Source organism: Bosea sp. AS-1 (assembly GCF_002220095.1).
Taxonomy (GTDB): domain Bacteria; phylum Pseudomonadota; class Alphaproteobacteria; order Rhizobiales; family Beijerinckiaceae; genus Allobosea.
Genome location: NZ_CP022372.1, coordinates 5,234,615 through 5,252,287 on the forward strand (window position 1 = coordinate 5,234,615; position 17,673 = coordinate 5,252,287).

The window sequence follows — 17,673 nt, forward strand, 5'->3', positions numbered from 1 at the left end:
CCGAACCGCACCGGATGCGAGGGGGTGTCGCGGCGCCAAGGCCAGATTGATGACAGGAGTTGACAGGATAAGAAAAAACAACCTTAGGTTGTCATTCCGAGAAATACAACCTGGAGGGACGGACCATGTCGGGGGGCGGGTCCGAGCCCGCGGAGGATGAGGTCGAGGCCTTCATCGCCCGCTGGCGCGTATCGGAAGGCGCGGAACGGGCGGCCTATGCGCAGTTCCTGAGCGAGTTGTGCCTCCTGATCGGCGTCGAGGCGCCGCAGCCGCCGACCAGCGATTCCGACGCGGTGACCTATCGCTTCGAATATCCGGTGCGCTTTCCCGACGGGCAGGGCGGGCATACGACCGGGCGGATCGACCTCTACAAGAAGAGCGCCTTCGTGCTGGAGGCGAAGCAGAGCCGGCTGAAGGGGCAGGCGAAGGAGCTGCTGCCGGCGCAGGGCGCCCTGCCCTTCGTCGAGCCCGCAGGTCCGCGTGGCCGGCGCGGCGCCGACCGCGCCTGGGACGTGCTGATGCTCAACGCCAAGCGGCAGGCGGAAGACTACGCCAAGGCGCTGCCGCCTTCGCATGGCTGGCCGCCCTTCCTGATCATCTGCGATGTCGGCCATTGCTTCGAGTTCTACGCCGACTTCACCGGGCAGGGTAAGAACTACGTCCAGTTCCCCGACCGGCAGAGCTACCGCATCCATCTCGACGATCTGCGCGATCCGGCCATCCGCAGGCGTCTCGCCGCGATCTGGACGGAGCCGCTGACGCTCGACCCGGCGCGCCACGCTGCCCGCGTCACCCGCGCCATCGCCGAGCGGCTGGCGGCGGTCTCGAAGGCGCTGGAACGCGAGCATGATCCGGAGGAGGTGGCGCTGTTCCTGATGCGCTGCCTGTTCACGATGTTCGCCGAGGATGTCCGGCTGATCCGCAAGGATGCCTTCAAGACGCTGCTGCGCGACTGCCGCGACGATCCCGGTTCCTTCCTGCCGCTGGTCTCGGAGCTGTGGCAGGCGATGGACAAGGGCGAGTACTCGACCTCGGTGCGCGAGCGGATGAAGCGCTTCAACGGCAAGCTCTACGAGGATGCAAAGGTCTATCCGCTCGGCCGCGAGGAGATCGGCGAGCTGCTCGCCGCCGCCGAGCACGACTGGAAGGAGGTCGAGCCCGCGATCTTCGGCACGCTGCTGGAGCAGGCGCTCGATCCGCAGGAGCGATCCAGGCTCGGCGCGCATTACACGCCCCGCGCCTATGTCGAGCGGATCGTCGTCGAAACGGTGATCGGGCCGCTCCGCGAGGATTGGCGGGCCGTGCTCGGAGCGGCACAGCAGGCGCGCGACGGCGGCGACGCCCGCAAGGCCCTGGCATTGGTCGAGGGCTTCCACGAGAACCTGTGCGCGACGCGCGTGCTCGATCCGGCCTGCGGCACGGGGAATTTCCTCCATGTTTCGCAGGAGCTCATGAAGAAGCTCGAAGGCGAGGTGCTCGATGCGGCCAGCGAGCTCGGCAGCGTCGAGACGCTCGGCGGGTTTGCCCGGCATGCGGTCGGGCCGCAGCAATTCCTCGGCATGGAAACCAATCGCAGGGCCGTCGCCATCGCCGATCTCGTGCTCTGGATCGGGCATTTGCAATGGCATTTCCGGACGCGGGGCTTCGCACCCAAGGAACCGATCCTCGAAAAGCTCGACCACATCTACAAGCGCGACGCGGTGCTGAGCTGGGATGGCTGGCCGATCCCGCAATGGCGCGACGGCCACGAAGCCTTGCCGAACCCGCGCAGGCCGGAATGGCCGGAAGCGGAATTCATCGTCGGCAACCCGCCCTTCATCGGCGGCAAGGATCTGCGCGCGAGGCTCGGCGAGCTCTATGCGGAATCGCTCTGGAAGGCGCATCCGCAGATGAACGAGAGCGCCGATTTCGTGATGTATTGGTGGGATCGTGCCGCCGAGATCCTGACCCGGCCGGGCACGAAACTCCGGCGCTTCGGCTTCGTCACCACCAATTCGATCACGCAGCTCTTCCAGCGCCGAACCGTGGAGCGGCATCTCGGCGGCAAGCGGCCGCTCTCGCTCGTCATGGCGATCCCCGACCATCCCTGGACCAAGGCGGGAAAGGATGCCGCCGCCGTGCGGATCGCGATGACGGTGGCGCAGGCTGGCAAGCATGAAGGGAAGCTGCTGGAGGTCGTCTCCGAAGCCGGCCTCGACACAGATCAGCCGCAGATCGAGCTGAGGACACGGGAAGGACGGATCAATGCCGACCTGACCATCGGCGTGGATGTGAGCCTAGCCGGAGCTTTGCATGCCAATGACGGGCTGTGCTCGCGCGGCATGTCGCTGCACGGCGCGGGCTTCATCGTGACGCCGGCCGAAGCCGAGGCGCTGGGGCTCGGCCGAAGGCCGGATCTGGAAGCGCATATCCGCCCCTATCGCAACGGCCGCGACCTGACCGAACGGCCGCGCGGCGTCATGGTCATCGACCTGTTCGGCCTGTCCGCCGAGGCCGCCCGCGAGCGCTTTCCGGAAGTCTACCAGCATCTCCGTCTGACGGTGAAGGAAGCCAAGGACGCGGCCGGCAGGATGATCGGCCGCGATGCCAACCGGCGCGACAGCTATCGCTTGCTATGGTGGGTGTTCGGGGAGCCGCGGCGCGAACTGCGCCCCGCCCTCGCCCCTCTCCAACGCTACATCGTCACCGTCGAGACCGCGAAACACCGCGTCTTCCAGTTCCTCGATTCATCCATCCTGCCCGACAACATGCTGGTCGCCGTCGCTCTGTCGGATGCATTTCATCTCGGCGTGCTGTCGTCGCGCTTTCATGGTGTCTGGTCGCGACATCAAGGGGCGACGCTCGAGGATCGCCCCCGCTACTCAAAATCCCGCTGCTTCGACCCTTTCCCCTTCCCGGATGCCAGCGAAGCGCAGAAACAGGCGATCCGGCGGCCAGCAGAGGCACTGGACGCCCTGCGCAAACAGGTTCTCGCCGGACATCCCGATCTCACCCTGACCAAGCTCTACAATGTCCGCGATGCCATCCGGAGCCGCAGCCCTCTGAGCGCGGCCGAAACGAGCGTCCGCGACCGCGGGCTGGCGCTGATCCTCGACGAGCACCATCAGGCCATCGATGCCGCCGTTGCCGCGGCCTATGGCTGGCCGACCGATCTGGCCGAGGAGGAGGTGCTGGCCCGTCTCGTCGCGCTTAACCGGCAGCGGGCTCGGGAGGAGGAACGCGGCCAGGTCCGCTGGCTGCGGCCCGACTATCAGCGTCCGCGCTTCGGCGGCGCGGCCAGGGGCGGCGAGCAGATCGAGGCGGAGGTGCTGATCGCGATCCATCCGGCCCTGGCGAAACCGGCCTTCCCCACCGAGGCCGTCGAGCGCGTCGCCGCCGTACTCGGCGCGCTGGCCGGTGCGGCCGGCCCGCTCGATGCGGCCGGTATCGCCGGGCGGTTCCGGCAAGGGCGCCGGGTCGAGCGAGCCGTGCGCGACATCCTCGTCTCGCTGGCCCGGATCGGGGAGATCTCGACGGTCGATGGCGGCGTGCGCTTCGTGCGTCGGCTGACGGCTGCGGGATGACCGGCAGTGCGCCTCAGCGCCGCGACAGCCACGCCTCCATTCCGGCTGCGGCAGCGACGCCGGTGGCGAAGCTCGCCTGCAGCAGGTAGCCGCCGGTCGGCGCCTCCCAATCCAGCATTTCGCCCGCGGCGAAGACGCCGGGCAGGCGCTTCAGCATGAAGCCGGCATCGACTGAATCGCGAGCGATGCCCCCGGCGGTCGAGATGGCGCGGTCGATCGGCATCGACGCACCGAGACGCAGCGGGACATCCTTGATGAGCGCCGCAAGCGCTTCCGACGCGACCGGCAGATCGGTGCCTGCGGCCTCGCGCAGCAGCGCGACCGCGACGGTCGAGAGCCCGCCCGCCTTGCGCAGATGGTTGCTGAGCGTTTCGCCCTTGCGCCGCTTCGTCAGGCGCGCGGCGAGCGCATCGACGGCGAGGTCCGGCCGCAGGTCGAGCCGGAGCGTGGCGGCACCATCGCGATCGATCGCCTCGCGCAACGGCGCGGAGACGGCGTAGATCGCGCCGCCCTCGATGCCGCCCGCATCGATCATCGCTTCGCCAGCCGCCGTCTCCCCGGCGAAACGCAGGACGACCCGCTTGAGCGGCTGGCCGGCGAAGCGTTCCTGCATCAACGGCGACCAGGCGACAGCGAAGCCGGCATTCGCCGGCTTCAGCGGTGAGATCGCAACGCCCCGCCCCGCCAGGAGCGGCGCCCAGCCGCCATCGGAGCCGAGACGCGGCCAGCTCGCGCCGCCGAGCGCGAGCATCGTCGCATCGGGGCGGGTGCTTTCAGTTTCAGCGGAAGCGAGCCTGAAGGTCAGCGAGCCCGTCTCATCCCAGCCGGTCCAGAGTCGACCGGTCGCCAGCCTGACGCCCAGACCATCGAGCCGCCGCAGCCAGGCCCGCAGCAGCGGCGAGGCCTTCATCGCACGCGGAAAGACGCGACCGCTGGAGCCGACGAAGGTGTCGGCGCCGAGCCCATCGGCCCAGTCGCGCAGCGCCAGCGGCGGGAAGGCGCGCAGGGCGGGCTCCAGCCAGCCTGCGGCCTCGCGGTAGCGTGTCAGGAAGGCTTCGAACGGCTCGGAATGGGTGAGGTTCAGCCCGCCGCGGCCGGCCAGCAGGAACTTGCGCGCCGGCGAGGCCATGCGCTCATGGATCGTGACGCGATGTCCGGCAACGGCCAGGTGCTCGGCCGCAATGAGTCCCGCGGGGCCGGCGCCGATGATGGCGATGTCGGGCATGCTTCCCCTGACCTTTGGCGACGACGTTGTTTCCGTGAGGCTTGGCTTTAGACTGGCCTCCCACCTTGGAAAAGCCCAGCCGGATTCCCCGATGCCCACCATCGCCGCCTATATCGGCGCCGCGCTCTGCGAGATCGCCGGCTGCTTCGCCTTCTGGGGCTGGATGCGGCTCGGCAAGCCGGTCTGGTGGCTGCTGCCGGGGCTCGTCTCGCTCGGGCTGTTCGCCTGGCTCCTGACGCTGGTCGAGAGCGCAGCGGCGGGCCGTGCCTTCGCCGCCTATGGCGGGGTCTATATCGCGGCCTCGCTCGGCTGGCTCTGGGCGGTCGAGGGGGTGAGGCCGGATCGCTGGGACCTGACCGGCGGCGTGATCTGCCTGGCCGGCGCCGCGATCATCCTCGCGGCGCCGCGCTGAAGCGAGGCCTTCAGCCGCCCGAATGGGGGGCCGGGATCAGCACGGAGGGCGTCTCGCGCTGCTCGGCCGCAGCCTTGGTCTCGCGCAGGCGGCTCTCGCGCAATTCATTGGCGCTCTCGAGGATCGGATAGGCGATCGAGACGATATGGCCGTGAATGCGCTTGAGGTCGCGGATGATGTCGAGATGGATCGCACTGGTCTCGATCGATTCCGGCCGGCCCGAGCGCAGGCGCTGAAAATGGCTGTCGGTGGCCCGTCGCTCGGCCTCGCGCATCGCCGCCTTGTCGGCGAAGAGCTGGCGGGCGAGCACGATGTCGCGCGTGGCGAAGACGTTGAGCGCCAGCGCCAGCGCCGAGGCGACGCGATGATGGAAGTCGCGGATCTCGGCCAGGCCCTCGGGTGAGAAGGTGTAGCGCTTGCGGATCTTCTTCTCGGCGAGCTCGCGCAGGTTCTTGTCGATGATGTCGCCGATATGCTCCAGATTCGTGATCAGCGTGATGATCTCGAACAGGCGGCGGCTCTCCTCGTCGGTCAATTCGTTGCGCGAGACCTTGACCAGATAGAGCTTGATCGACTCGTGGATGGTGTCGACGCCGTCATCGGCCTGAGCGATGGCGCGGGAGAGCTTGAGTTCGTCCTTCTCCAGCAGGGTCATGGTGTCGCGCAGCATGACCTCGACACGGTCACCGAGCCGCAGCGCCTCGCGCATCGCGCCGGCGAGCGCCTCGGTCGGGCTGTCGAGGGCGTTGGGGTCGAGATAGCGCGGCGCCACCGCCTCGGCCTTCTCGTCCTTGCCCGGCATGAAGCGCTCGACCAGCCGCGCGATCGGCTTGACGAAGGGCAGGAAGACCAGCGCGCCGACGACGTTCAGCGCGACGTGGAACTCGATGGCGAAACGCGGGCCTGCGGTCGGCAGGCTGGTCAGCCAGTCGGCCAGCGGGCCGACGAAGGGGATGATGACAATCGCCAGCAACAGACGCGTCAGCAGATTGCCGACGGCGGCGCGGCGCTGGGCGGCGGGCGCGCCGAGCTGGTCGAGCACCGGGATCAGCGCATTGCCGAGATTGGCGCCGATGACCAGCGTCAGCGCGGTCGCGGGCGGGAAGAGCCCCGAGGCGGCGAAGGTCGCGACCAGCAGGATGACCGCGATGCTGGAATGCACCATCCAGGTCGCGGCGATGGCGACAAGCACGGCGAGCAGCGGCTCCGAGCCGATGGCGCCGAGGATGACGCGGAAGGTCGGCGACTGCGCCAGCGGCGCGGCGGCCGTGTTGAGCTCGATCAGCGAAAGCAGGATCAGGCCGATGCCGACCAGCACGCGGCCGATATTGCGCGGGCGCTCCATCGCCTCGCTCGACAGATACATCGCGACGCCGATCGCGACGCATAGGCCCCAGACCCAGCCGAGATCCATCGAGATGACGAAGGCGGCGAGCGCGGTACCCAGATTGGCGCCGAGCAGCACGGCGAGCGCCATGGCCGAACCGATCAGCGCCTGACCGGCGAAGGAGGATACGAGCAGCGTCGTCGCCGTCGAGCTCTGCAGCACCATCGTCACCACGATGCCGCTGCCGAAGGCGGCGAAGCGGTTGCGGGTGAAGCTCTGCAGGGCATGGCGAAGCTGCGAGCCGAAGGCGCGCATCGCGCCGGTTCGCACCAGCCTGACCGCCCAGATCAGCAGCGCGACGCCGCCCGCCAGGTGGATCAGGATATTGGTTGCGCTCTCGCTCGTGGCCATTTCCGTGCGGTCTTTCCCCGATTCAGGTGGTGAGACTAGGCTGAATCTATCAATTTTTGATTAGCCAACTCAACAGCTATATACAGTGAAAGTGCTGAGAATGCGGCAGAATTTCCGTATTTGCCGCGTTCCGATGCGCTCGTTTGTCGCTAAAGCGGGCTCAAGCGGGCGGAATCAGCGTCACGCCCGACTTCGCGAAGGAAACCGCGACGGGAGATCCTGGTTCCAGCAGGTCGCGGGCGCCATATTGCACCACGAACAGCTCGCCGACCTCGGTTTCGACCATGATGTCGAGGTGGTTGCCGAGATAGGCGCATTTGCGGATCGTGCCCGGTAAGGCGCCGGCCTGCCCAGGCTCCCCAAGCAGCAGTGCCTCCGGCCGGATCGCGACCCGGGCCGGACCGGCCCCGAGACCGCGCGCCGGCAGCGAGACGGTGGCGGAGCCGATGCCGACATCGGCGCGGCCGTCCGCCACGGCCTTCACCGTGACGTCGACGAGGTTGGCGTCGCCGATGAAGTCGGCGACGAAGGCATTGGCGGGCTGCTCGTAAAGGTCGCGCGGAGCGCCCTGCTGGGCGATCTTCGCGTTCGACATCACGATGATGCGGTCGGAGACGGCGAGCGCCTCCTCCTGATCATGGGTGACGTAGGCCACGGTCAGGTTGAGATCCTGCTGCAATTCGCGGATCTCCTCGCGCACCCGGCGACGCAGCTTGGCATCGAGGTTGGAGAGCGGCTCGTCGAAAAGCAGAACCTGCGGCTCCAGGACGAGCGCGCGAGCGACGGCGACGCGCTGCTGCTGTCCGCCGGAGAGTTCGGACGGGTAACGGCTCTCGAAACCCTTGAGGCCGACCAGCGCCAGCTTCTCCAGCGCCATCTGCTTCGCCTGCTCCTTGCCCATGCCCTTCACGGTGGGGCCATAAGCGGCGTTCTCCAGCACGCTCATATGCGGAAACAGCGCATAGGACTGGAACACCATCGAGACGTCGCGATCGGCCGCCGAGAGCTTGGTGACGTCGTTGCCGCCGATCATGATCTGGCCTTCGGAGGCAATCTCCAACCCGGCGATCATGCGCAGCGTCGTGGTCTTGCCGCAGCCGGAGGGGCCGAGCAGCGTGACGAGCTGACCGGGCTCGATGGAGAAACTGACATTGTCGACCGCCGTCACCGAGCCATAACGCATCGAGACATTGCGGAATTCGACGGAAGCGGGGCCGGCCTTCGTCAACTTGCTGCTCCCTGAGTGATGGGGTCGGCGACCGAGCCGGACAGTGCCGGGCTCCTGGCCCCGGTCTTGCGCCGGCCGAGCTTGCGCTCGCCGACGAGGAACTGGATGAGGGCGATGCCAAGCGCCATGAAGACGATCAGCACCGAGGAATAGGCGATGGCGAGGCCGAATTCGCCTGCCTCGACGCGCCCGACGATATAGGCGGTGGAGAGGTTGTATTCGGCCGAGACCAGGAAGATCACGGCGCTGACCGCCGTCATCGAGCGCACGAAGGAATAGACCAGCGCCGAGACCAGAGCGGGCTTCAGCAGCGGCAGCACGACGCGCCAGAGCGTGGTGAAGCTGCGGGCGCGCAGGGTGGTCGAGGCCTCGTCGAGGCTCTTGTCGATCTGCGACAGCCCGGCGATGCCGGAGCGCACGCCGACCGGCATGTTGCGGAAGACGAAGGCGATGACGAGGATCAGTCCCGTCCCGGTGATCTCCACCGGCGGCACGTTGAAGGCGAGGATATAGGCGACGCCGAGCACCGTGCCGGGGATGGCAAAGGAGAGCATCGTCGCGAATTCCAGCGTCGAGCGGCCGCGGAAGCGCTGGCGCGTCAGCAGATAGGCGGTGAGCAGGCCGATCAGCGCGGTCAGCGGCGCCGAGATCGCGGCGACCTTGATCGTGGTGAAGAAGGAGGGCCAGGCCGAGCCCTCGAAATAGAGGCCGTTGCTGAAGTCGATGGAGAAGCCCGTCAGGTAGTGCTGCAGCGTCGGGGTGTAGTCCCGGCCCATGTTGCGGACGAAGCCGCCGACCAGGATGACGACATAGATCACCAGCGTCAGCGCCACCCAGGGCACGATCGCCGCCGTCGCCAGCCAGGAGACGCGGCGCGGCAGCGGCGTCGGCAGACCGGCATCGCCCTTGCCGGTGACGGTCGTGTAGGATTTGCCACCGAGCCAGCGCTGCTGGATCCAGAAGGCCCCGAGCGTGAAGGCGAGCAGGACGATGGCGAGCACCGCCGCCTGCCCCTGATTGTAGGAGGCGCCGACCACCGCGAAGAAGATCTTGGTCGAAAGCACCTCGAAATTGCCGGCGAGCACCAGTGGATTGCCGAAATCGGCCATGCTCTCGACGAAGCCGAGCAGGAAGGCATTGGCGATGCCCGGGCGCAGCAGCGGCCAGGTCACGGTGCGGAAGGTCTGCCAGCGCTTGGCGCCAAGCGTCTGCGAGGCCTCCTCGAGACTGGGCGAGATGCCCTGCACCACGCCGATCAGAACGAGGAAGGCGATCGGCGCGAAGGCCAGCACCTGCGCCAGCAAGACGCCGGGCAAGCCATAGAGCCAGCGCGAGCGCGGGATATCGAACCACTCGTAGAGCAAGGTCGAGACCGCGCCGGCGCGGCCGAACAGCAGGATCAGCGCCAGGCCGATGACGAAAGGCGGGGTGATGATCGGCAGCACCGTCAGCGCCCGCATGATGCGCTTGCCCGGCATGCCGGTGCGCAGGATCAGCAGCGCGCAGGCGAGCCCGAGCAGGGTGGTGATGACGCCGCAGAGCACGGCGAGGATCAGCGTGTTCCAGGCGACGCCGCAATTGGTGTTGCTGGTGACGCAGCCCAGCCCCCAGATCGAGGAATCGAAGAAGGCGTCGACGAAGGCCGCGGGCGCGAAGGCCCCGTTCTGGTCGACCAGCGCGCTCTTCAGGATGATCGCGACCGGGAAGAAGATGAAGATGCCGATCAGCAGGATGATCAGGCCGATCGTCGAGACGGTGAAGAGATCGCCGCGGCAGACGCCGCGATAGGCCAGGCCATGGCAGAGCAGGAAGAGCAGGGAGAGCAGCGTCAGGAAGGCGCCGCCACCGATGCCGCGCTGCGTCGCGCCGCCGCCGCCGAGCAAGGCGGCGAGCCAGGCGATGCCCTGGTCCTTCAGCACGATGGCGAAAGCCTGGGCGAAGAACAGCAGCAGGCCGAGCAAGCCGGCCCAGATCAGCACGCGGGCCGTGCGCTGGCGGTCGCCGCTACCCCAGAACAAGGTCGCCGCGACGAGCGCGACGCCGGGCGGCAGGAGCCAGGGCGTCTGGCCCGAGAGCACGAGCGCCAGGGCACTGCCGGCCTTGCCGAAGGGATATTCGGCGAGCCAGCCCCAATCCGCCAGCCCCATGCCCTCGACGAGGTACCAGGGCATCAGCGCATAGCCGAGCCAGCCGATCAGCAGCACAAATCGCGTCGCCGGCGCCATGGTTGCCCTGTTCCCTCTCGACAATGATCCGGACCGGTTCCAGCCGGTCTTCGCGTTTCTGGTGCGGTTCGATGCAGGCCCGCTCCGTCATCCCGGACGGAGCGAAGCTGAGATCCGGGATCCATGCCTGCGCCTTCAGCGGGGAGGTTCGGGCATGGACCCCGGGTCGAGCCCGGGATGACGGCGTGTTCCCGGGGTCACCCGAAAACACGCCTCGCAAGCAGCGCCTTATTTCGGCAGTGCCTTGACTTCCTTGTCCCACTTGGCGAGCAGGCGGGTGCGCTCGGCCGAGGAGCCGTATTTCACGAAGTCATAGTTGATCAGCTTCATCTGATCCATCTTCGGCGACTGCGGCGGCACCGGCGCGGCCTTGTTCGACGGCACCTGATAGGACTTGGCCGGGGCGGCGAGCGCCTGGGCGGCCGGGGTCAGGGCCCAGTCGTAGAACTTCTTGGCGTTGTCGAGATTGCGCGCACCCTTGACGATCGACATCGAGCCGATCTCGTAGCCCGTGCCCTCGCAGGGCGCGACCGGCTTGATCGGGTCGCCCTGCACCGCGAAGACCACCGCGTCATGGATGAAGACGATGCCGACGGCGGTCTCGCCGAGGCTGGCGGCCTTGGCCGGCGCGGCGCCCGACTTGGTGTACTGGCTGATGTTCTTGTGCAGGGCCTTGAGGTAATCGAAGCCCTTGTCCTCGCCCATCAGCTGCACGACGGTGGCGAGCAGGTTGTAGGCCGTGCCCGAGGAGTTCGGGTCGGCGACCTGGACGTCGTCCTTCAGCTTCGGGTTGAGCAGGTCGGCCCAGCATTTCGGCTCGGGGATGCCCTTGGCCTTGATCTGCTCGGTGTTGAAGCCGAAGCCGAGCGCGCCGGCATAGATGCCGACCGAGCGGTGCTTGGCCGCCTTCCACTGGTCGATCGCCCAGCTATGGAGCTCCTTGTTCTTCGGCGATTCATATTCCTGGGTCAGCCCCTCCTCCGCCGCCTGCAGATGCGGGTCGCCGGTGCCGCCCCACCAGATGTCGCCGCGCGGGTTCGAGGATTCGGCCTTGAGCTGGGCATAGATCTCGCCCGCCGACTTGCGCGTCATCGCGACCTTGATGCCGGTCTCCTTCTCGAAGGCGTTCGACATGGCGCGGCACCATTCTTCCTGGACGCCGCAATACATGACGAGCGACCCTTGGGCACGGGCCGGCGTGGCGGCGAAGGCCGCGGTGGCAAGCGCGGCGAAGAGCCCCGCCCTGACCCAGGATTTCGACTGCATGGTAACCTCCCTGATCGAGTGGACCGGCTTCTGTCGTCCGGCTCTGCTGGTTGATGCGAAAGTGAAACGAGCGCGCCAAAAAGATCAACGAAATAACGCGCCGGCTAAGCGATTCCTGTGATCTTCCTCAGCTCCGAAACCAATTCCGGCGTGCAGCACAGGATCGGATTGCCCTTCGAGATCCCTTCGCCAGCGAAGAAATCATTGACATAGGCGCCGGCCTCGCTGGCGATGACGATGCCCGCCGCGACGTCCCAGGCGTTGATGTGCAGTTCCGCGTAGCCCTCGCTCCAGCCGCAGGCCGTGTGGCAGAGGCCAAGCGTGCCGGAGCCGCCGCGCTTCACCGCGGCGCCCGCCGCATAGCCGCGCGCGATCACCTCGAGATAGCGCTCGGCCGGCACGCGGGTCGACCAGCCGAGCTCGAAAGCGGCGCGGGCGATATCGGTGGCGCCGGAGACCTTGATCGGCTCGCCGTTCAGCGTCGCGCCAGCCCCGCGGCGGGCAGCGTAGACCTCGCCCAGCGCCGGCGCGGCGACGACGCCGATCTCGGGCTTGCGATCCGCCAGGAAGCCGATGGAAATGCACCAGTTGCGGTCGCCATGGGCGAAATTCGCAGTGCCATCGATCGGATCGAGGATCCAGACAGCATCGGACGGCTTGCCGCCGCCCTCCTCGCCGATGACGGAGTCGTTCGGAAAGAGCTCGGAGAGGCGCCGGCGCAGGAAGTCCTCGACCTTGCCATCGGCGACGGTGAGCCAGTCCTGCGCGCCCTTCATCGAGATGCCGAGGGATTCGCGCTTGTTGAAATAGCCCAGTGCCAGATGGCTCGCCTCGGTGGCGAGGCCGAGCGCCGCGTAATAGCGCAGATCGCGTTCGGCCGGCGTCATCGGCCCGCCCGTCATCACTTGCCCCCCAGATCGACGCGCACCGGCTGGCCGGTCCGGGCGGACTCGGTCGCCGCATCGGCGAGGATCTGCGCCTTCAGGCCGTCGAGCCCGGTCGGCGAGGCCGCCGCCTTGCCGTTGCAGGCGGCAATGAAGGCGTCGAGCTCGGCGCGGTAGGCCGCGGCATAGCGCTCCAGGAAGAAGTTCTGGACGGGATCGGCCCGGAAGCCCTGCCCTGTCGCGATCTCGACGGTCGTCTCGTGGATATTGCCGGCGCGCAGCATGCCTTTGGCGCCATGCACCTCGATGCGCTGGTCATAGCCATAGGTCGCGCGCCGCGAGTTCGAGATCTGCGCGATCTTGCCCGAGGCCGTCTTCATCACCACGGCGGCGGTGTCGACATCGCCGGCCTCGCCGATCGCCTTGTCGACGAGGGCGGAACCGAGCGCGAAGACCTCGACCGGCTCCTCGGCCAGGAGGAAGCGCGCCATGTCGAAGTCGTGGATCATCATGTCGCGGAAGAGCCCGCCCGAGCGCCTGACGTAGTCGACCGGCGGCGGGGCGGGATCGCGCGAGATCACGGTGACGATCTCGATCGCGCCGGCCTCGCCCGCGCGCAGACGCTTTTCCAGCGCGGCGAAATTCGGGTCGAAGCGGCGGTTGAAGCCGATCATCAGCGGCTTGCCCGATTTCTCGACCGTCGCCAGGCAGCGGCGGATGCGGGCGGCGTCGAGATCGACCGGCTTCTCGCAGAACACGGCCTTGCCGGCCGAGACAGCCTGCTCGATCAGATCGGCATGGGTGTCGGTCGGCGTGCAGATCAGGACGGCGTCGATCGCCGGATCGGCGAGGATCGCCTCCGTGCTCGTCGCCTTGGCGCCGGTCGCGGCGGCGAGCGAGGCGGCAGCCTCCGGCATCGCGTCTGTGACGGCGACGAGTTCGGCATCGCCGCGCGCGGCGACGTTCAGCCCGTGGATGCGCCCGATGCGGCCGGCGCCCAGCAATCCGATCTTCATGGTCGTCTTCAGTCCTATGGTCCGTCTGCCGGCCGTCCTGCCGCGAATATGGCCGGAGCGCTAGTCATGCGCGCCGAGGATGGTCTGGTCGAAATCGATGTTGGAGCCGGTCATCAGCCCGGATTCGTCGGAAGCGAGATAGGCGACCGCCTTGGCGACCTCGCGCGGATCGATCAGCCGGCCGAAGGGCTGGCCGGCGGAGGCCTCCTCCAGCCAGCCGTCCTTGGCGTCATGGCGCAGCTTCATGATCGCATCCTCGCCCGGCGTCGCCATCCAGCCGATATTGAGGCCGTTGACGCGGATGCGGTGCTTGATCAGCCCATAGGCCGCGTTCTTGGTCAGCACCGCGAGGGCGCCCTTCGAGACGCTGTAGGCGGAGAGGAAAGGCTGACCGCCATGGGCCGACATCGACTGGATGTTGACGATGGCGCCGGACTGCCCCTGCCGACGCATCAGATCGGCGACGTCCTGGATCAGGAAAAAGGGCGCGCGGAGATTGACCGCCATGATCCGCTCGTAGAGGGCCGGCGCCGTGTCGAAGATGGTGCCGCGGTCGGTATCGCCGGCGGCGTTGACGAGGATGTCGACATGGTTGAAGGCCGCCGCGGCAGCCGGGACGATCTGTCGCACGGCATCGAGATCGGCGAGATCGACCTGATGGAAACGAGCCTCGCAGCCCTCGGCGCGCAGGTTCGCCGCGACCGCCTCGCCGCGCTCGCGGTTGCGCCCCGTCAACAGAATGCCGCGCAGGCCACGGGCGACGAATTCGCGCGCGATCGCCTCGCCCAGCCCCTGGCTGGCGCCGGTGACGATCGCCACCCTCCCCTCGAGGCCGCGATTGAAGCTTGCGGTCTGCGGCACCTGCCGGAACTCCCCTGAGATGGCAGGAATTTTTTAGTTTCCCGCTTGTTGGAATAAATATTCCATTTTCGACTCAGCCAAGTCAAGCTGATCCACGCAGGACCCATCGGTGCCGGCGCTTGACAAGCAGGCCCGCACGCGGTGTTGCAGGGTTGCGGCCCCGCGCGGCCGTCCTGGAACCCTTCGCAATGCCCTTGACGGCACCAGCCCTGACGAGCCCGGCCAGCGCCGGTGCAAGGCCCCAGAGCGGGCGAGGTTGACGGCGCGCGTCGCGCGCCGCCCACCCCCCGTTATTTCCGTCATTCTTGCCGAAGGACCGCCGCAGCGGCGGTAACAGCCATGCTCGAACACAGCGCCATCCTTACCCTGTCCTGCCCCAACCGGCCCGGCATCGTCGCCGCCGTCTCGACCCTGCTGTTCGAGGCCGGCTGCAATATCCTCGACGCCCAACAGTTCGACGACACCGAGACGGGACGCTTCTTCATGCGTGTCGTCTTCAACCGGCTGGAGGGCAGCCAGCCGCATGGCGCCATCGCCGCCGCGGTGGCCGAGCTCGCCCAGCGTTTCGCAATGACGTTCAACCTGCGGGAGATGGCTCAGAAGAAGCGCGTGATGCTGCTGGTCTCGAAATTCGACCACTGCCTCGCCGATCTGATCTATCGCTGGCGGATCGGCGAGATGCCGATGGATATCACCGGCATCGTTTCGAATCACGCGCGCGAGCACATCGCCTCGACCGACCTGGGCACGCTGCCATTCCACCATCTGCCGGTGACGCGCCAGAGCAAGATGGAGCAGGAGGCGGAAATCTGGCGGCTGATCCAGCAGACGGGGACGGACCTCGTCATCCTCGCCCGCTACATGCAGATCCTGTCTGATGGATTTTCAGCCAAGCTCGCCGGGCGCTGCATCAATATCCATCACTCGTTCCTGCCCGGCTTCAAGGGCGCCAAGCCCTACCACCAGGCGCATCAGCGCGGGGTCAAGCTGATCGGCGCCACCGCCCATTACGTCACGCATGATCTCGACGAAGGCCCGATCATCGAGCAGGACGTCGAACGCATCTCGCATCGCGACACGCCGGATGACCTGGTCCGCAAGGGCCGCGACATCGAGCGCCGCGTACTGGCCCGGGCCGTCCTCCACCACCTGGAGGACCGCGTGCTTCTCAACGGGCAGAAAACGGTCGTCTTCATCGACTGATTCGAACAAAATTGCGCAATCCGCGCGATTTTCTGCAGAACACCGGAAAAACGAGCCCTTCGGCCGCCTCGCGCGGCCGATCTTCGCGCCACACTGTGCGTCGCACAGTTGACGCTTGCGTTGGCCCATGCCTTGCTGGGGCAGCAACCAGAAAAAATAGCGCGTCCAGCGCTGGGGATGCTTTTTGTTTTTTTGAAGGTGGAGGCAATTCGATGAATGAGCAGCAAATCCGCGGTCTGATCGCGGATGTGAAGGATGGCGCGTTGTCGCGACGCTCCTTCATCCAGAAGCTGGCTGCGGTGGGGATCGCGGCGCCGATCGCAAGCCAGATCCTGGCCTGGAACGACGTGGCGATGGCAAATGCCACGCTCGAATACAAGCCGACCAAGGCTGGCGGCGGCGGCCCGCTGAAGATGCTGCTGTGGCAGGCGCCGACCCTGCTCAACCCGCATTTCGCCTCGGGCACCAAGGACCAGATCGCCTCGCGCGTGTTCTATGAGCCGCTCGCCGGCTGGGACAAGGAAGGCAACCTGATCCCGCAGCTCGCCGCCGAGACCCCGACCCGAGAGAATGGCGGGCTCTCCGCCGACGGCAAGACCGTCACCTGGAAGCTGAAGCAGGGCGTGAAGTGGCACGATGGCAAGCCGTTCACCGCCGACGACGTCGTCTTCAACTGGGAATATGCCGCCGATCCGGCGACGGCCGCCTACACCACCGGTTCCTACAAGGACATCAAGGTCGAGAAGGTCGACGATCACACCGTCAAGGTGATCTTCCAGGAAGCGACCCCGTTCTGGGCCGATCCCTTCGTCGGCGTCGCCGGCATGATCATCCCGAAGCACCTCTTCGCGGACTACAAGGGCGCGAAGTCGCGCGAGGCCCCGGCCAACCTCAAGCCCGTCGGAACCGGCGCCTACAAATTCGTCGAGTTCAAGCCCGGCGACATCGTCACCGCCGAGCGCAACCCCGACTACCACGTCAAGAACCAGCCCTATTTCGACACGCTCGAGGTCAAGGGTGGCGGTGACGCGGTCTCGGCGGCGCGTGCCGTGCTGCAGACCGGCGAATACGACTACGCCTGGAACCTGCAGGTCGAGGACGAGGTCCTCAAGCGCATGGAGACCGGCGGACGCGGCAAGATCAGCGCCGTGCCGTCCGGCGACATCGAGTTCATCATCCTGAACACGACCGACCCCTGGACCGAGGTCGACGGCGAGCGCTCCAGCATCAAGACCAAGCACCCGACCTTGACGGATCCGGCCGTACGCCAGGCGATCAACCTGCTGATCGATCGCGACTCGATCCAGAAGTTCATCTATGGCCGCGGCGGTACCGCGACGGCGAGCTTCGTCAACGAGCCGAAGCAGTTCAAGTCGACCAAGCTGAAATACGAGTTCAACATCGACAAGGCCAACAAGATCCTCGACGAGGCCGGCTGGAAGAAGGGCTCCGACGGCGTCCGCGAAAAGGACGGCAAGAAGCTCAAATACGTCTACCAGACCTCGATCAATGCCCCGCGCCAGAAGACCCAGGCCATCATCAAGCAGGCCTGCCAGCGCGCCGGTATCGAGCTCGAGCTGAAGTCGGTGACGGCCTCGGTGTTCTTCTCGTCGGACGTCGCCAACCCCGACACCTACACCAAGCTCTATACCGACATCGAAATGTACACGACGACGCAGCCTCAGCCCGATCCGGAGCGCTTCCTCAACCAGTTCGTCTCCTGGGAGATCGCGACCAAGGAAAACAAGTGGCTGGGCCGCAACGTCTCGCGCTACTCGGATCCGGAAGCCGACAAGGCCTACAAGGCGGCTCAGAAGGAGCTCGACCCGGCCAAGCGCGCCGCGCTGCTGATCAAGGTCAACGAGATCTTCTGCGAGGCCAACGTCATCCTGCCGCTTCTGTCGCGCACCCGCGTGGCAGCCGCGACGACCAACCTGTCGCATGACCATTCGGGTTGGGACGTCGATACCTGGAACCTCGCGGCCTGGTATCGCAGCTGACTTCGAGCGCCCTTCACACGGGATTCGCTGTGTGAAGGGCGCCCGCACCGGC

12 protein-coding genes are annotated in these 17,673 nt (G+C 66.9%); 4 read left to right on the forward strand and 8 right to left on the reverse strand.

Annotated elements, in window-relative coordinates; translation table 11 throughout:
* Positions 1 to 125: 125 nt before the first annotated feature.
* Positions 126 to 3,563, forward strand: a complete 3,438-nt coding sequence (locus CE453_RS26845) for a class I SAM-dependent DNA methyltransferase (RefSeq protein WP_089177377.1) — start codon at positions 126 to 128, stop codon at positions 3,561 to 3,563.
* Between the two features lie 13 nt (positions 3,564 to 3,576).
* Here CE453_RS26845 and CE453_RS26850 read toward each other — a convergent pair whose 3' ends face one another.
* A complete protein-coding gene (locus tag CE453_RS26850; protein WP_089177378.1) occupies positions 3,577 to 4,788 on the reverse strand; it encodes a TIGR03862 family flavoprotein in 1,212 nt (403 codons plus the stop codon).
* A 91-nt stretch (positions 4,789 to 4,879) separates the two neighbouring features.
* Here CE453_RS26850 and CE453_RS26855 point away from each other — a divergent pair, with 91 nt between their 5' ends.
* Positions 4,880 to 5,200, forward strand: a complete 321-nt coding sequence (locus CE453_RS26855) for a YnfA family protein (RefSeq protein ID WP_089177379.1) — start codon at positions 4,880 to 4,882, stop codon at positions 5,198 to 5,200.
* Positions 5,201 to 5,210: 10 nt separating this feature from the next.
* Here the strand turns inward: CE453_RS26855 and CE453_RS26860 are convergent, their stop codons facing one another.
* The 7 genes from CE453_RS26860 to CE453_RS26890 form a co-directional block, all read right to left on the reverse strand.
* Positions 5,211 to 6,938: a Na/Pi cotransporter family protein gene (locus CE453_RS26860; RefSeq protein WP_089177380.1), complete on the reverse strand. Its 1,728-nt coding sequence runs from the start codon at positions 6,936 to 6,938 to the stop codon at positions 5,211 to 5,213.
* A 160-nt stretch (positions 6,939 to 7,098) separates the two neighbouring features.
* Positions 7,099 to 8,166, reverse strand: coding sequence for an ABC transporter ATP-binding protein (locus tag CE453_RS26865; RefSeq protein WP_211200705.1), 1,068 nt, complete (start codon positions 8,164 to 8,166; stop codon positions 7,099 to 7,101).
* On the reverse strand, positions 8,163 to 10,391 hold the full coding sequence (locus tag CE453_RS26870) for an ABC transporter permease (RefSeq protein WP_089177381.1): 2,229 nt from the start codon (positions 10,389 to 10,391) through the stop codon (positions 8,163 to 8,165). Before CE453_RS26870 ends, CE453_RS26865 begins: the two co-directional genes overlap by 4 nt.
* A 228-nt stretch (positions 10,392 to 10,619) precedes the next feature.
* Positions 10,620 to 11,657, reverse strand: coding sequence for an ABC transporter substrate-binding protein (locus CE453_RS26875; RefSeq protein ID WP_089177382.1), 1,038 nt, complete (start codon positions 11,655 to 11,657; stop codon positions 10,620 to 10,622).
* A gap of 104 nt (positions 11,658 to 11,761) precedes the next feature.
* Positions 11,762 to 12,559, reverse strand: coding sequence for an inositol monophosphatase family protein (locus CE453_RS26880; protein WP_248307890.1), 798 nt, complete (start codon positions 12,557 to 12,559; stop codon positions 11,762 to 11,764).
* Entirely contained in the window at positions 12,559 to 13,557 is a 999-nt protein-coding gene (gene iolG, locus CE453_RS26885; protein WP_089177383.1) for an inositol 2-dehydrogenase, read from the reverse strand. The genes CE453_RS26880 and iolG overlap by 1 nt, the downstream gene beginning before the upstream one ends.
* A gap of 60 nt (positions 13,558 to 13,617) precedes the next feature.
* The gene (locus CE453_RS26890) at positions 13,618 to 14,418 is read right to left on the reverse strand and encodes an SDR family oxidoreductase (RefSeq protein WP_089177384.1); all 801 of its coding nucleotides are present in this window, start codon (positions 14,416 to 14,418) and stop codon (positions 13,618 to 13,620) included.
* A gap of 339 nt (positions 14,419 to 14,757) precedes the next feature.
* Between CE453_RS26890 and purU the strand changes: the two genes are divergently transcribed.
* On the forward strand, positions 14,758 to 15,621 hold the full coding sequence (purU, locus tag CE453_RS26895) for a formyltetrahydrofolate deformylase (protein ID WP_089177385.1): 864 nt from the start codon (positions 14,758 to 14,760) through the stop codon (positions 15,619 to 15,621).
* A gap of 212 nt (positions 15,622 to 15,833) precedes the next feature.
* Positions 15,834 to 17,621, forward strand: coding sequence for a peptide ABC transporter substrate-binding protein (locus tag CE453_RS26900; protein WP_089177386.1), 1,788 nt, complete (start codon positions 15,834 to 15,836; stop codon positions 17,619 to 17,621).
* Positions 17,622 to 17,673: the final 52 nt, after the last annotated feature.

Bases quoted from the DNA above. Each gene is read 5' to 3' on its own strand.
- CE453_RS26845 (WP_089177377.1), top strand. From the start codon at position 126: ATGTCGGGGGGCGGGTCCGAGCCCGCGGAGGATGAGGTCGAGGCCTTC.
- CE453_RS26900 (WP_089177386.1), top strand. From the start codon at position 15,834: ATGAATGAGCAGCAAATCCGCGGTCTGATCGCGGATGTGAAGGATGGC.
- CE453_RS26855 (WP_089177379.1), top strand. From the start codon at position 4,880: ATGCCCACCATCGCCGCCTATATCGGCGCCGCGCTCTGCGAGATCGCC.
- CE453_RS26875 (WP_089177382.1), bottom strand. From the start codon at position 11,657: ATGCAGTCGAAATCCTGGGTCAGGGCGGGGCTCTTCGCCGCGCTTGCC.
- CE453_RS26880 (WP_248307890.1), bottom strand. From the start codon at position 12,559: ATGACGGGCGGGCCGATGACGCCGGCCGAACGCGATCTGCGCTATTAC.
- iolG (WP_089177383.1), bottom strand. From the start codon at position 13,557: ATGAAGATCGGATTGCTGGGCGCCGGCCGCATCGGGCGCATCCACGGG.
- CE453_RS26870 (WP_089177381.1), bottom strand. From the start codon at position 10,391: ATGGCGCCGGCGACGCGATTTGTGCTGCTGATCGGCTGGCTCGGCTAT.
- purU (WP_089177385.1), top strand. From the start codon at position 14,758: ATGCTCGAACACAGCGCCATCCTTACCCTGTCCTGCCCCAACCGGCCC.
- CE453_RS26860 (WP_089177380.1), bottom strand. From the start codon at position 6,938: ATGGCCACGAGCGAGAGCGCAACCAATATCCTGATCCACCTGGCGGGC.
- CE453_RS26850 (WP_089177378.1), bottom strand. From the start codon at position 4,788: ATGCCCGACATCGCCATCATCGGCGCCGGCCCCGCGGGACTCATTGCG.